Annotated in this window: 15 protein-coding genes and 2 rRNA genes (1 of these 17 only partly in view); 12 read left to right on the top strand and 5 right to left on the bottom strand. The window is 37.3% G+C overall.

What is annotated here, in order from left to right:
* The 5 genes from ACTSKG_RS11840 to ACTSKG_RS11820 form a co-directional block, all read left to right on the top strand.
* Window positions 1–1,652 (top strand): 23S ribosomal RNA (locus tag ACTSKG_RS11840) (it extends 1,275 nt beyond the left edge of the window).
* A 95-nt stretch (window positions 1,653–1,747) separates the two neighbouring features.
* Window positions 1,748–1,863, top strand: a 5S ribosomal RNA gene (gene rrf / locus ACTSKG_RS11835).
* A 347-nt stretch (window positions 1,864–2,210) separates the two neighbouring features.
* Window positions 2,211–2,888, top strand: coding sequence for a response regulator transcription factor (locus ACTSKG_RS11830; protein WP_464754825.1), 678 nt, complete (start codon window positions 2,211–2,213; stop codon window positions 2,886–2,888).
* Window positions 2,885–4,264, top strand: a complete 1,380-nt coding sequence (locus ACTSKG_RS11825) for a sensor histidine kinase (protein WP_464754824.1) — start codon at window positions 2,885–2,887, stop codon at window positions 4,262–4,264. The genes ACTSKG_RS11830 and ACTSKG_RS11825 overlap by 4 nt, the downstream gene beginning before the upstream one ends.
* A 377-nt stretch (window positions 4,265–4,641) precedes the next feature.
* Window positions 4,642–5,541, top strand: a complete 900-nt coding sequence (locus ACTSKG_RS11820) for a phosphotransferase enzyme family protein (protein ID WP_464754823.1) — start codon at window positions 4,642–4,644, stop codon at window positions 5,539–5,541.
* Between the two features lie 357 nt (window positions 5,542–5,898).
* On the opposite strand, the gene ACTSKG_RS11815 is transcribed toward ACTSKG_RS11820, so the two are convergent.
* Window positions 5,899–6,807, bottom strand: a complete 909-nt coding sequence (locus tag ACTSKG_RS11815) for an EamA family transporter (RefSeq protein WP_464754822.1) — start codon at window positions 6,805–6,807, stop codon at window positions 5,899–5,901.
* A 12-nt stretch (window positions 6,808–6,819) separates the two neighbouring features.
* Window positions 6,820–7,392 (bottom strand): GNAT family N-acetyltransferase, encoded by a 573-nt coding sequence (locus ACTSKG_RS11810; protein WP_464754821.1) that lies wholly within the window; start codon window positions 7,390–7,392, stop codon window positions 6,820–6,822.
* A gap of 160 nt (window positions 7,393–7,552) precedes the next feature.
* On the opposite strand from ACTSKG_RS11810, the gene ACTSKG_RS11805 reads away from it, so the two are divergent.
* The 7 genes from ACTSKG_RS11805 (at window position 7,553) to ACTSKG_RS11775 (ending at window position 12,168) form a co-directional block, all read left to right on the top strand.
* Window positions 7,553–7,750 (top strand): PLDc N-terminal domain-containing protein, encoded by a 198-nt coding sequence (locus tag ACTSKG_RS11805; RefSeq protein ID WP_464754820.1) that lies wholly within the window; start codon window positions 7,553–7,555, stop codon window positions 7,748–7,750.
* Window positions 7,747–8,649, top strand: a complete 903-nt coding sequence (locus ACTSKG_RS11800; protein WP_464754819.1) for an ABC transporter ATP-binding protein — start codon at window positions 7,747–7,749, stop codon at window positions 8,647–8,649. Before ACTSKG_RS11805 ends, ACTSKG_RS11800 begins: the two co-directional genes overlap by 4 nt.
* Window positions 8,646–9,428: an ABC transporter permease gene (locus tag ACTSKG_RS11795; protein WP_464754818.1), complete on the top strand. Its 783-nt coding sequence runs from the start codon at window positions 8,646–8,648 to the stop codon at window positions 9,426–9,428. The genes ACTSKG_RS11800 and ACTSKG_RS11795 overlap by 4 nt, the downstream gene beginning before the upstream one ends.
* A gap of 93 nt (window positions 9,429–9,521) precedes the next feature.
* Window positions 9,522–10,226 carry a CBS domain-containing protein gene (locus tag ACTSKG_RS11790; protein ID WP_464754817.1) on the top strand — a complete coding sequence of 235 codons (705 nt, stop codon included), beginning with the start codon at window positions 9,522–9,524 and terminating at the stop codon, window positions 10,224–10,226.
* An 87-nt stretch (window positions 10,227–10,313) separates the two neighbouring features.
* On the top strand, window positions 10,314–10,589 hold the full coding sequence (locus tag ACTSKG_RS11785; protein WP_464754816.1) for a hypothetical protein: 276 nt from the start codon (window positions 10,314–10,316) through the stop codon (window positions 10,587–10,589).
* A 133-nt stretch (window positions 10,590–10,722) separates the two neighbouring features.
* The gene (locus tag ACTSKG_RS11780; RefSeq protein ID WP_464754815.1) at window positions 10,723–11,346 is read left to right on the top strand and encodes an NAD(P)-dependent oxidoreductase; all 624 of its coding nucleotides are present in this window, start codon (window positions 10,723–10,725) and stop codon (window positions 11,344–11,346) included.
* A 24-nt stretch (window positions 11,347–11,370) separates the two neighbouring features.
* Window positions 11,371–12,168: a metallophosphoesterase gene (locus tag ACTSKG_RS11775; RefSeq protein ID WP_464754814.1), complete on the top strand. Its 798-nt coding sequence runs from the start codon at window positions 11,371–11,373 to the stop codon at window positions 12,166–12,168.
* 505 nt (window positions 12,169–12,673) lie between these two features.
* On the opposite strand, the gene ACTSKG_RS11770 is transcribed toward ACTSKG_RS11775, so the two are convergent.
* The 3 genes from ACTSKG_RS11770 to ACTSKG_RS11760 all read right to left on the bottom strand — a co-directional run bounded on the left by ACTSKG_RS11770 (window position 12,674) and on the right by ACTSKG_RS11760 (window position 14,275).
* The gene (locus ACTSKG_RS11770; RefSeq protein ID WP_464754813.1) at window positions 12,674–12,862 is read right to left on the bottom strand and encodes a CsbD family protein; all 189 of its coding nucleotides are present in this window, start codon (window positions 12,860–12,862) and stop codon (window positions 12,674–12,676) included.
* A 62-nt stretch (window positions 12,863–12,924) separates the two neighbouring features.
* On the bottom strand, window positions 12,925–13,554 hold the full coding sequence (locus ACTSKG_RS11765) for a hypothetical protein (protein ID WP_464754812.1): 630 nt from the start codon (window positions 13,552–13,554) through the stop codon (window positions 12,925–12,927).
* A gap of 121 nt (window positions 13,555–13,675) precedes the next feature.
* Complete coding sequence (locus ACTSKG_RS11760; RefSeq protein WP_464754811.1) at window positions 13,676–14,275, bottom strand: response regulator; 600 nt, start codon at window positions 14,273–14,275, stop codon at window positions 13,676–13,678.

Raw genomic sequence — 14,275 nt, 5'->3', positions numbered from 1 at the left:
GGTGGAGCGCTTAGAAGTGAGAATGCCGGTATGAGTAGCGAAAGATGGGTGAGAATCCCATCCACCGTATGACTAAGGTTTCCTGAGGAAGGCTCGTCCGCTCAGGGTTAGTCGGGACCTAAGTCGAGGCCGATAGGCGTAGACGATGGACAACAGGTTGATATTCCTGTACCACCAAACCACCGTTTGAGTAATGGGGGGACGCAGAAGGATAGGGTAAGCGTGCTGTTGGTTATGCACGTCCAAGCAGTAAGGTGTGAGTGTAGGCAAATCCGCACTCTGTAACATTGAGCTGTGATGGCGAGGACTTAGTCCGAAGTTCCTGATTTCACACTGCCAAGAAAAGCCTCTAGCGAGGTGATAGGTGCCCGTACCGCAAACCGACACAGGTAGTCGAGGAGAGAATCCTAAGGTGAGCGAGAGAACTCTCGTTAAGGAACTCGGCAAAATGACCCCGTAACTTCGGGAGAAGGGGTGCTCTTTTGGGTGTATAGCCTAGAAGAGCCGCAGTGAATAGGCCCAGGCGACTGTTTAGCAAAAACACAGGTCTCTGCAAAACCGTAAGGTGAAGTATAGGGGCTGACGCCTGCCCGGTGCTGGAAGGTTAAGAGGAGTGCTTAGCGCAAGCGAAGGTGCGAATTGAAGCCCCAGTAAACGGCGGCCGTAACTATAACGGTCCTAAGGTAGCGAAATTCCTTGTCGGGTAAGTTCCGACCCGCACGAAAGGCGTAACGATCTGGGCACTGTCTCAACGAGAGACTCGGTGAAATTATAGTACCTGTGAAGATGCAGGTTACCCGCGACAGGACGGAAAGACCCCGTGGAGCTTTACTATAGCTTGATATTGAATTTTGGTGCAACTTGTACAGGATAGGCAGGAGCCTTAGAGCCCGGAGCGCCAGCTTCGGAGGAGGCGTCGGTGGGATACTGCCCTGGTTGTATTGAAATTCTAACCCATACCCGTAACCCGGGTAGGAGACAGTGTCAGGCGGGTAGTTTGACTGGGGCGGTCGCCTCCTAAAGTGTAACGGAGGCGCCCAAAGGTTCCCTCAGAATGGTTGGAAATCATTCGAAGAGTGTAAAGGCAGAAGGGAGCTTGACTGCGAGACCTACAAGTCGAGCAGGGTCGAAAGACGGGCTTAGTGATCCGGTGGTTCCGCATGGAAGGGCCATCGCTCAACGGATAAAAGCTACCCCGGGGATAACAGGCTTATCTCCCCAAGAGTCCACATCGACGGGGAGGTTTGGCACCTCGATGTCGGCTCATCGCATCCTGGGGCTGTAGTCGGTCCCAAGGGTTGGGCTGTTCGCCCATTAAAGCGGTACGCGAGCTGGGTTCAGAACGTCGTGAGACAGTTCGGTCCCTATCCGTCGTGGGCGTAGGAAATTTGAGAGGAGCTGTCCTTAGTACGAGAGGACCGGGATGGACACACCGCTGGTGTACCAGTTGTTCTGCCAAGAGCATCGCTGGGTAGCTATGTGTGGACGGGATAAGTGCTGAAAGCATCTAAGCACGAAGCCCCCCTCAAGATGAGATTTCCCATTACGCAAGTAAGTAAGATCCCTCAAAGACGATGAGGTAGATAGGTTCGGGGTGGAAGCGTGGCGACACGTGCAGCTGACGAATACTAATCGATCGAGGACTTAACCAAATATGAATTTGAATTCATCAATGTCTTTTATCCAGTTTTGAGTGAACAAGCACTCTAAGAGGGTTTCAATGCGCAGTGTATTGAAAGCCAAACAGTCTAGTGATGATGGCGAAGAGGTCACACCCGTTCCCATACCGAACACGGAAGTTAAGCTCTTCAGCGCCGATGGTAGTTGGGGGTTTCCCCCTGTGAGAGTAGGACGTCGCTAGGCACTATAAAAAGTCGTTACCGAGTTATCGGTAGCGGCTTTTTTCTATTTATTATATAAAATATCCGAAGGCAAAGGGAAGCGTGTTGCGAGAAAATAGAGGAACAAAGAGTTCGAGGCAACAAGGAAGATAGACTCACTTTTAAATTCGATTTTGTTGCCCTTATATGTGCAATTAGTCTTCCATTACCGTATTTCTTCTTGATAAAAGAAGATAATTTTAGTAATAGCTGATGAAGTCCTAATCTACTTATCGCCAACTCAAACCTCTCCTACATATGCTTTTACTTGCTGAATTGTATAGAAACATCCACAATATGAAGTATCAATACGAAAAAAGGAGGGTAACAGTGGTTGTAATATTAGCAGTAGATGATGATGTACATACGTTAGATTTAATATCAATTTATTTATCGAAGACAGGCTACCATGTCATAAAAGCAACGAATGGAATAGAAGGCTTATCCTTAATTGAGAAGGAAATACCTGATTTAGCGATAGTCGATGTGATGATGCCGGAAATGGATGGTTTAACATTAACCAGACTCATTCGTGAGCAATATGACATTCCTGTATTATTACTAACCGCGAAAGGAAGATTAGAAGATAAAGAAAAAGGTTATTTAGCTGGTTCTGACGATTATTTAGTAAAACCATTTGAGCCAAAAGAGTTGTTATTTCGTATCCGAGCAATTTTAAGAAGATTTGACAAAACAAGTGATGCCAATATACAGGTAGGAAATATGTTAATTAATAGAAAGAGTTTTGAAGTACAAATTGGGGAGGAGCTATTAGTTCTACCTTTAAAAGAATTTGAATTACTTTCAAAACTAGCATCCAAGCCGAATCAAGTTTTTACACGTGACCAATTAATAGAAGCAGTATGGGGAATTGATTTCGAGGGTGACGAACAAACATTAAGTGTGCATATTAAACGGATACGGGAACGATTCAATAAAATGAAAGTAGATAGTCAAATTACTACAGTTCGTGGAATCGGTTATAAGTTGGAAGGAACCCGCGTATGAAAACTCTGTATAGCAAATTTTTATGGATGACGCTTCTCATTATGTTTGCAAGTGGGACAATCGGATTTATGATTGTGAATACGTTTTATCATCAAAATTTAAAAGAAAAAAATGATGAGAAAAATGTACTAATTGCTCAATCAATTGTCCAACTCATTGAATCATCTCATATAAAGAATCTAGAGCCCCTTCTACAAATGATTGGGGATACAGGCTATCAAATATATATCCAAAGTGAAGATGGCAAAGAGAGTACTTATGGTGGTGAATTCCGAGCTAAGACTATTAGTGATTCTGTAGTAGAAAGTGTTTTGAATGGGAAAACGTATCATGGGATGCGTGAGTTTCCAAAAGAAACGTTTATTACGGGTTTTTTTTCTAATGAGTTAACGAATACGGTTGGGGTACCATTTACATTTGAAAATAAAAAGTATGCGCTTTTTCAAAGACCTAATATTAAATTTCTATTTAATGAGATCCATTTACTATTAGGTGGCCTTGCTGGAGCAATGATTGTTATTAGTGTGATTGCAATGTTAATCGTAGCAAAGAGAATGATTGATCCATTAACCAAATTAACGATTGCGACAAATAAAATTGCAAATGAAGATTTCCAAGTACCTATACCAGTTTATCAGCGCGATGAAATTGGCCAATTAGCGGATAGCTTTCGAAATATGACGAAGCAACTGGAAGCAAGTGATCGGTACAAAAAGGAATTTATCTCCAGAGTGTCCCATGACTTCCAAACGCCTTTATTAAATATACAGGGTTATGCTACATTACTTGAAAGCCAGAAGTTAAATGAAGAGGAACATTTGAAATATACATCAATCATTCAAAAAGAGGCGAAGCGTTTATCCAGTGTAATGAAGCAATTGTTAGTTCTTACTTCGTTTGATCAAGCAAATAATCGGACAGTGAAAGAAACTTACCACTTAGACGAGCAGTTAAAACAAGTTATTCAGAAGTTTCGATGGTTAGTGAATGAAAAAGATATTTCTATTAATTTGCAACTAAAAAATGTAGAAATATTAGGAGACAGAGAGATGTTGGAGTATGTTTGGGAAAATCTCATTTCAAATGCGATTAAATACAACTATTCCCCTGGTGAAATACAAGTTTCACTGATAGAATCGGGGCAATATGTGTTTGTTACGATACAAGACACAGGAATTGGTAATAAAAACACAGATTATAAGCAATGGACAGAGCGTTTTTACCGAGAAGATACTGCACGTTCCACACAAATTGAGGGAAGTGGTCTAGGCCTGGCGATTGTAAAAGAGGTTATAGAGGTACATAACGGGCTACTATCATTTGATAATATAGAGCCTCATGGAACAAAAGTAGTTATCCGATTAAATAAGCCTTAAATATCAGTTCATCTTTAACTCGTATAGTTACCCCTATAAGTAAAAGCGGATAAATTGAAAAAAACTTTGTTAGTAAGGAAGGAATTCCTTTAATAGTTGTTATTGAAAACAAAAAAGGTGCTTTCGATGAGGAAATTCAAAGGATTTTAGAAATAAGGGAGAGAATTACGACCTCTTTTATTACCAATTATAAGTAAAGATAATTTGGCTTAATAAGCAAGAAAAGTAGAGTTTACGATTATATTAAAGAAAAATGAATAGAACTGTAAATGCTGAGGACATCTGTTAGATGTCTTCATTTTTACTTTGGTTGAATAAATCTTGTGATAAAGTATTCTATAGACATATTCGAATAGATATTGGAGGGGGAAAACAGGATGACAGAAAAGCGTATCAGGTTGGACGGGGGATTTCATAATGATATATTTCATCTTGAGGAAGAGGGAAGAGTTGTTAGGATTTCGGATAAAAAGAAAACAAAAGAAATGGTTTTGCAGGAAATTGAATGGATGAATTTTTTACATAAGCATGGAGTCGTTATGCCAAAGCCAGAAATGACTGTAGGATATGAAGATGGAAGAGTAAAAACGAGTTTTGAATTTATTAAGGGGGATGAAATAGATGTTACCAACGAACTTCATTGGAATGTAAAGACATTTGAACAGTGGGGAAGGGTATTAGGAAGAATGCATGCGCTATCCAAACAATATAGGGTTGATAAAATAAATCGACCTGTATGGACAGTTGAAAATCCAGATGTTTTTCGTATAAATGGGGGTTTACTTCCTTGGGTAAGGGAGAAATACGATCATTTAATGATAAAACTATGTACATATAAGTATTCGCCAGATACATTTGGACTGATTCATAATGATTTTCATCAAGGTAACCTAATCATTACCAACGAAAATACTATAACTACGATTGACTTCGATGAATGTTCTTATAATTGGTATGCTCAAGATATCGCGGTATCTTTCTATCATGCACACTGGCAACATAATGCTTACAATAGCAATACAGATAATTTCAATGAGACATTTTTGAGTCATTTCTTTATGGGTTATCAATTAGAAAATCTACTTCATGAGAATACTATTAAACAAATTCCTATTTTCCTAAAACTGAGAGAGATTTTTTTATATCAATTATTTATTCGAAAGTGGGATTTGTCCAACTTAGAAGAATGGCAGAAGTATACTTTGCAAGATTTAGAGGAAAAAATTAAGAACCAAATGCCATATGCAGGAATTACGGATTTTTCAATTTATGTATAACTATTTTATGGTGATTTTGTATGCGAAGTTTATAAGTATAATGGGTTACCATTATAGACAGGTGATACTAGAGAAAAATAAGTGGCATCCATCGATAAAGAAGCGTTAAGCGGACGAAATTGTATCTTCGTCCGCTTTTAATAATGTAAGACAGGATTTCTTCTCTCATTAAACAAACCTTATGCACCTTGTCTCTATATATTTCAAGAGGACGACGGACAAATATCCGCCACAAGATTACTGAAAAAAAAGAGAATCTGGAAGCGATAAAGTCACTTCCAGATCCTCCATAGAATTCTTCGTCCAAAGCACTCTGGAAATAGTATGCACTTAAAGGAAGCTAGAGTTTTTCTTAATTTATTTACCTAAGGTTGTCTGTCGTTTTTTACTTTTCAAAATACTAGCGACGGTTGGTATACACATGCCAAGTAAAATAACGACTATACCAATAATTTGTAACCCTGATAGTGCCTCACTTAAGACGATAACCGAAACAATAACAGCTACTGGTAATTCCATAGCACTTAAAATGGATGACATAGCACCTCCCACTTTCGGTACAGCAATTACAAACAAGTAAATTGGAGCAATAATGCCAAGTAGGCCAAGAGCTAGTCCATAGAACAACAGTGGTTCCATAAACAGTTTTCCATTCCATGCAATTTCAGGTGTTTGGAAGATAGCAATCATTACGGCAGCGATAAAAGAAACAAGGAGTAGACGAGTGGTCGTATTCATTCCTTTCACTTGCTTCGTATTGACATTCATATTAATAGAGAATGAAACCGCAGCAGCAAACCCATATACCCAGCCTCTCCAGTCAATACCACTCAAATCGACATCAAGTACACCAGCTGCTAAAATGGTTCCGATAAATAAAATAATAAGCGAAATGACTTCTGGTCTTGTCGGTAACCGTTTTCTCAAAATACAATCGATTAGCGTACCAACCCATGTGAATTGAAATAACATAACGACTGCTAGAGAAGCTGGTAAGTAGATCAGTGCTTGTCCATATACAATACCTGTAGTAGCAGTAAAAATACCAGCTAATAAAATTATTTTAAATCCACCGTGTAAACGGGGAAGCTTTCGTTGTGTCACCAAATATATAACTAAAGCCAAAAGAAAACCCATAATATATTGACTCGAAACTGCTTCAGAGGCTGTATAGCCGTCCCTAATTGCAAGTTTCACCATCGTCGATAAAGTCCCATAACAGCTTGCTGCAAAAACAACCATAAGGGGATAAATCCATAATTTCATAAAAATTCTCCTTTAATCGGCGTGAACCGTCTTCACCATATGATGAAAGGTCTGACCAATAATTGTCCAAGGACATACAGTACCAAATCCTAGCCGATTATACAAGCGAATTGCAGAATATTTTTTAGTTTCTACGTTTAAGGAGAGTTTTCCACCACCAAAGTTTTTCACTAACTGTTCTGCATATGTCAAAAGCTTTGTACCAATACCATGTCCTCGAAATGTAGGATCAACTACTACCGTATCTATATACCATTCCCCAGGTAATGTTTCTGAATCGATTTTGATTGGGGAACCTTTTTTATTCGAAAGATATTTCTCTAAGTTCGCATCTAGTATAACCGCTTCCTCTGCAGAATAAAACACAAGGACTCCCGCAACTTTTCCTTCCATTTCCGCAATATAGGTATGTAAATAGGAATGTCGATTGTCTGTCTTAGTAAATAATTGGACAAATTCTTTTGTGATTTCTGTTTCTTCTGTTTCGCCTGTCATTTGCATCGAGATGTCCCCAATGGCTTCCATAATAAGTGGAACTGCTCCGGCTGCGTCTTCTTTCCGTGCATTTCTAATTAATATCTCCATTTTTATTCACCTTCCAACGTTTTATTATAACATAACCAGGTTAATGTTTATTATTTCACCTCCAGGAGCACCAAAAAACTTTAAATTTTTTAAAGGTTTTTGAATCTTTTCTGTTCTATATGTAGTAGAATAGAATTATCAAAACAAAGGGGGAGTTACAATGAATTTTGAATCAGTACCGTGGATGCTCATTTTACCACTTGCGATTATCGAACTTATCATAATTATTGTTGCTATTGTTGACCTAATCCGTGTAAAGAATACGAACGGACCTAAGTGGATGTGGGCGCTTATTATTCTTTTTGCGAATATAATTGGATCAATTATATACTTCATCGTTGGGAGAAAAAATGAATGAAAACTTTACTTCATATGCAAGGACTTACAAAAGAATATGGAAATGAAAAAGCGGTAGATAATATAACTTTTTCTTTAAACAAAAACACGGCAACTGCATTAATCGGACCGAATGGAGCAGGAAAAACAACTACCTTGTCTATGCTTGCAGGACTTTTAAAACAAACGAATGGAACTATTGAAATGGATGGGGAAATAACGGGAGATTTCCGAAAAGTAATAGGTTTCCTTCCGCAGTATCCACAATTTTACTCATGGCTAACAGCACTTGAATTTACTGAGATGGCTGCGAAGTTAAGTGGAGTAGATACTAAAATTGCAAAACTAGAATCAGAAAAGACGCTCGAATTTGTAGGGCTTGGAAATGCTAAAAAGAAAAAGATAGGTACTTTTTCAGGAGGAATGAAACAAAGGTTGGGCCTAGCACAAGCAATTGTTCATAAGCCAGCTTTGCTTTTACTAGATGAACCAGTGTCTGCTTTGGATCCAATTGGCAGAAGAGAAATTATGAATTTATTGAAAGAATTGCAGGAGACAACTACTATTTTGTATTCTACTCATATTTTAAATGATGCGGAAGAAATGACGGATCAATTATTGTTCTTAAGAAATGGGAAGTTAGTTGAACAAGGCTCTATGAAAGAAGTTCGTGAAAAGTATGCTAATCCTGTTTACAAAATGTATTTTTCTACTAGTGATGAAGCAGCTGAATTTGTAGAAATCTCACCTTGGTCAGCAAGACAAGAAGGCTCCATTGCTTTTATTCATATAGAAAACGCAAAACCTGAGATGAATGAAATACTGCACATCCTTGCGAACAGCAATTTAAACTTGTCGAAAATAGAACGGGCATCTGCTAGTTTAGAGGAAATATTTTTACAGGTGGTGAATAAAGGATGAATAATTTTTCTGTTTTATTCCAAAAAGAGTGGCGTGAAAATGTACGAAATTTTAAAATCTTGTGGATTCCTTTAGTATTTATACTATTTGGTATCTCTGAGCCATTAACGAATTATTATTTACCTCAAATATTAAGTACAGTAGGTAATATGCCAGAGGGAACAGTTTTTCGGTTCCCCGAACTAGCCCCAGAACAGGTAGTTATGTCAACGATTAGTCAATATCAGTTTATTGGAATGCTCGTCGTAGTACTTGGATTTGCTGGAATAATTGCAAGGGAGCGAAAAAATGGCACAGCAACGCTTCTATACGTTCGACCAATACGATACTCCAGTTATGTGTATAGTAAATTAGTTATCATGTGCATCCTGGTAATTGGTAGCGTGGTACTTGGGTTATTAGCAAATTTATTCTATACGTATGTCCTTTTTGGAGCAGTCGATGCCGGTGCGTTTTTGGGATTCCTAGGAACTTATATTTTATGGTTACTATTTGTCATTAGTATTATTTTGTTTTCAAGCGCAGCGTTTTCGACAGGAATTGCTTCTGCTATTTCTCTTGTCCTTGTGTTATTTGTGCAAATTGTCGATGCTTTAATCGGGAAATATTGGACTATTTTTCCTTGGAAGCTTCCGATGTATGCAGGGCTATTATTAAATGATAATATCGATATGAAGCCATTTATTTGGAGTATGAGTATTACTCTATTAGCAATAGTCGTACTTCTTGCGGGAGCAATTTATTTTGCTAAAAAGAATGTTTCGAAGTCGAAAATATAACTTCACTTATCTAATCGTGACAACTTGAGCAGAGAATAATTTCAGCGGATTTGAACAAAGACAGTATACTAAGTGAAATCGAGGTGAGAAGAGATGACAGTTCGCAATTCAGATCGATTTATAATAGCTTATAATCGAATAGACCAATTGATGAAGGAAATAATAGGATCACAGGATCATCTTGCCTTTTTTCGATTAATTGACATTGCGAAAAAAAAGAATGCGATTATTAGAAGATATGAGGCAGATTTGCGCGAATACGGCGATCTTAGAAATGCAATTGTTCATCATCGCACCTCTACCGAGTATGCTATTGCAGAGCCACATGAAGATGTGGTGTTAAAAATGGAAGAGATAGAAGTTGCTCTTACTAAACCTATTACTGTTGGGAATATATTTCAAGCGAGAGTAACGACATTTCAAAGAACAGATACTTTGAGTTATGCATTGAAAGTGATTAAGGACAAAAAATATAACCAGTTCCCCGTGTATGATGGAATAGAATTTAAAGGACTTATCACACCAGTGGGAATTACAACGTGGCTTGCAAGTACAGTAGATTCGGAATCCTTTTCTAGAAAAAAGACAACATTAGGCGAGATACTTGCTCTTGAAAATAGTAAAGAGAACCATCAATTTATTGAGCAACATGCATCTGTGTATGAAGCATTAGAAATTTTTAGAAATGGAATAACTAGGGGAAGACGTTTGGAAGCCCTTCTTATAACGGAAGATGGTAAGCCAAATGTAAAACTAATAGGGATTATTACGCCTATGAGTATGATGAGGATAAAATAATAAATAAAATTTCCGAAATAAGGACTATTCTCAGGAGTTTTCAAGTAAAATGGAAATGAGATATATAGTGGGAAAAGGGGACTTATTGTGGAATCAAACGAATCGGTACAAACACAAGAATATCAAAATAACGTTGTTCATAAAACAGCAAGTGAAATGTCAGTAGGTGAGTGGCTAATCACAATGCTTATTATGATTATACCTATCGTAAACATTGTAATGCTCTTTGTTTGGGGTTTTGGAAATGCAGATCCTCGACGCAATTACGCACGAGCATCACTTATATGGATGGCAATTAGCATTGTCTTGGTAATTATTTTTTATGGGGCTATGTTTGCGTTATTCTATAACTTTATGAATTAAAACTAAAACTATTTCCCCGGAAATAACAATTATCGACATTAAAAAGTATTTCTGTAGTTATCTACAGAAATACTTTTTATTTTCGTGGAAGATAAAACATCTTGGTATAATAATGTAAAAGGAGCTGTTTCTTATGAAAATTGCTTTACTCGGGGCGACAGGTCGTGTAGGAAAAAACATCCTGACATTATTACTTGAAAATAATGACGAAGTAACAGCACTCGTGCGAGCTCCTGAAAAGCTCCAAGCCCATCCTAATTTAACCTTAATACAAGGTGATGCAAGAGTATTTTCAGATGTAGAAAAAGCACTAGAAGGTGTAGATGCAGTCATGAGTGCTCTAGGGACCGATCAAACGACTGTATTAACAGATGCGTTAGAACATATTATTTCTATTATGGAGAAACAAAAAATCAAACGAGTCGTCACTATTGGGACGGCAGGTATTTTAACGAGTCGTGTAGATCAAAATCTTCTTCGATATGAGTCATCGGAATCAAAACGTAAATCAAACGTTGCAGCGAAAGAACATCATAAAGTATATGAGATGTTAAAAGAATCGACATTAGACTGGACGATTGTTTGTCCAACGTATTTGCCTACTGGTGTTGCAACGAAAGCCTATATCATCGAACGAGATAAGTTGCCTGTTGGTGCTACAAAAAGTACAACAGGAGATACTGCTTTATTTGCGTTTAAAGAACTTATTGAAAGTAAATATATTGGTTACCGAGTTGGAATTATGAGTCCAGAATGAGATCTATAATTTAGGAGAAAATAAATGAAAAAGTGGATAGTAGTAATAATAGTGATAGCGGCAATACTATATACCGGAAATAAGACTATTAAAACAACTGAGATTACAGTGGAGTCAAATAAAATCCCCGCTAGTTTTAACGGGTTGAAGATAGTGCAAATTTCCGATTTACATGATGCAACATTTGGAAAACATCAATCAAAGCTTGTGAAGAAAGTGAAGGATGAAAATCCAGATTTAATTTTTATTACAGGAGATTTAATAGATAGTAACCGATATGATTTAAAAAACAGTTTAGAAGTAGTAGAGCAAATTGTATCATATGCTCCTATTTATTATGTGACAGGTAATCATGAAATCGCTACTAATGATGTGGATCATATTAAAACAGAGCTTTCTAACTTAGGTGTGATTATATTATCTAATAATGAGCAGATACTAGAAAAAAATGGCGAGAGTATAAAGATAATTGGAATTGAGGATCCATTAAGCGGAGTATCTGTCAAAGATGCACTAAGAAAGTTTAAGAAAACAGAAGATTTTACTTTAGTACTTTCTCATCGACCAGAAACCTTTCAAGATTATGTAGACAATAAATTAGATGTTGTTTTTTCAGGGCATGCGCATGGTGGTCAGTTTCGTATCCCAGGTTTGGGAGGGTTAGTAGCACCAGGACAAGGGTTATTTCCAAAGTATACGGCAGGTTTGTATGAAGAGAAGGATACAAAAATGATAGTAAGTAGAGGTCTTGGAAATAGTGTTATTCCTTTTAGAGTATTCAATACACCTGAGCTAGTAGTTGTAGTCTTACAAGCTAAATAAGAAAAGCTCTCCGCAATTTTATATTGAAGAGAGCATATGCCGATGAAAAATAATCAGGTTGATTTCCGTTTTAGCCAGGCGCGTTCTGCGGGGTGAGCAATGAGCCAACAACGCCGCTACGCTCCAATCAACAGTTGCAATTAAGAAAGAAAATATGCTTTTTTGAAATAATTGAACTTACTTCATTTGTTTATAGATAGAGCAAGTGGACATAGGCAGAATTTGTTGATAAAAAAACGGAGCGGCAGAAATTTTATTTTTAGGAAGCCTTTAAAAGAGTAGGACAGGAAATTATATTTCATTATCCGAACCAAACGCATTATGTTTTCACAAACTCTAAGTGGCCACGGATAAACATCTGTCAAAAGATTACAGAAAAAATGGACCTTAGAAGTGACACAATCACTTCTAAGGTCCATAATTCTAACGGTAATAGTGTAGCTGATGTTTTCCAAAAGTACTCTGGAAACGGTGAAGACAAGATGCACTTGCGCTTTTCTTATCATCACTCTTTATGGTCATTGTGGAAATGGTCTTTTGCTTCTCCGATCTTTTCTTGGGTTTCGCCTTTTAACTTATCGAATTTACCTTTCGCTTGTAACTTTGTATCGCCGGTTGCATTACCAATTTGATCTTTTGTTTCTCCTTTTGCTTTATTTACTGCTCCTTTTACTTTGTCAGATAATCCACTCATTTATATTCCTCCTCTAAATTATTGTTCTATTATTTGTTTACCCGTTTGAGGAGTTATGAAACTTATTCTATAATTTTAAACTGCTTAAGCATGGAGTTGAATCTTGCTCCATGACCTTCCGATGCTTCTAGGAAGTACTTTTCTGTAATAACAAAGCTTCCGCCATTTTTATTATCAATCACGTATACATTTGTAACGGGGCTATTCCATTTGGATCCGCTAATGCCATGCAACATAAAGCCTTCTACTGGCTCTGTTACGGATTCGGTTACCGAAATCTTCGTATATTCAACAGCAAGTTTAGTTTCCAAAATGTCCAACATTTCTTGTGGCGATTTATGTTTAAATTGCTCAATAGTCATGGAAACTTCCGGGTATTTTTCTTCGAGAGGTTCCTTTGTTGTAATTACATCTGATTTTTCGCCCCTCGTGAATTTGTATCTCTCTTCATCAATATAAATAACATATTCCGCCTCTTTCCCTTCTTGAAAAATTACATCTGTTATTTCATTATTACCTTCAACGTTTATTGAAACTTGTTTATATGGAACAAAGATATCTCTAGTTTTTTTAATTAAGGCAATTCCTTCATCTGTTTGAGTGCTAAAAAACATCAATCCAGCACCTAAAATTATTATAAGAGGGATAATGAGTAAGTACTTTTTTTGTATCTCCCTTTTATGCATATGCATTGTTCACTCCTTTACAGAATTACTGTTAAAACTTATGTATATTCTTTTCACCTTTAGGAAACTAGGGAAAATAAAAAAACTGCTTAAAGGTTTTACCATTAAGCAGAATGAGAATGAAAAATTATTTAAACCAACCTTTTTCTTTAAATCGTGCAATTGCCTCGATTCGGTTGCCTACATCTAATTTATCTAGTATGACAGAAATATAGTTACGAACAGTTCCGGTAGTAATGTAGAGCTCACTCGCAATTTCTTTTGTGTTTTTTCCATCAGCAATCAACTCAAGCACTTGACTCTCTCGGTCGGTTAAAGGATTATCTCCTTCATATGCAATATCAACTAATTCGGGAGCATAAATACGTCTACCGTCCATAATAATACGAATCGAATTAGCAAGCTCTTCACTTGGACTATCCTTCAGTAAATACCCACTTACTCCAGCTTTTCGAGCACGTTCAAAATAGCCGGATCTAGCAAAAGTAGTTAAGATAATGACTTTGCATTTTTCATCCTTTAATTCATCTGCAGCATCCAACCCACTTTTAACAGGCATTTCAATGTCCATAATACAAATATCAGGTTGCAACTGATGGATTAACTGAAGAGCTTCCTCTCCGTTATTAGCTTTCCCGACAACCTCCATATCCTCTTCTAAATCTAATAGAGAACCAAGGGCACCAAGCACCATTCTTTGATCTTCTGCAATCACAATTCGAATCAT

The organism is Psychrobacillus syltrankelensis (assembly GCF_055454035.1).
Note: the sequence above shows the minus strand (reverse complement) of the source record. Positions and strands in the feature narration are given on the sequence as shown.